We start from the raw sequence: 446 nt of genomic DNA on the forward strand, positions 1-446 counted from the left end.
CCCGCCGTGCTCAACAACGATGGCCTGGACTACGTCCCGACCAACAAACACATCCTCTTCGGCCACCACTTCGCGGCCATTGCCGGCGCGGGGCCGCTGGTCGGGCCGGTGCTGGCGGCGCAGATGGGCTACCTGCCCGGCACGCTCTGGCTGATCGCCGGCGTGGTGCTGGCCGGTGCGGTGCAGGACTTCATGGTCCTGTTCCTGTCCACCCGCCGCAACGGTCGCTCCCTGGGCGACATGGTGCGCGAGGAAATGGGCCGCATCCCCGGCACCATCGCGCTGTTCGGCTGCTTCCTGATCATGATCATCATCCTCGCGGTGCTGGCGCTGATCGTGGTCAAGGCCCTGGCCGAGAGCCCGTGGGGGATCTTCACGGTGATGGCGACCATCCCGATCGCGATGTTCATGGGCATTTACATGCGCTACATCCGCCCGGGCCGCAT

The 446-nt window shown here is 66.8% G+C and carries 1 protein-coding gene; it reads left to right on the forward strand.

Annotated features, from left to right (window positions below):
- Positions 1–446 (forward strand): carbon starvation CstA family protein (locus IB266_RS30495; RefSeq protein WP_318646616.1); only part of this gene is annotated, 446 nt, incomplete at both ends.

Origin of the sequence: Pseudomonas sp. Pdm06 (assembly GCF_014851795.1) — a bacterium.
In the GTDB taxonomy this organism is placed as follows: domain Bacteria; phylum Pseudomonadota; class Gammaproteobacteria; order Pseudomonadales; family Pseudomonadaceae; genus Aquipseudomonas; species Aquipseudomonas fluorescens_AA.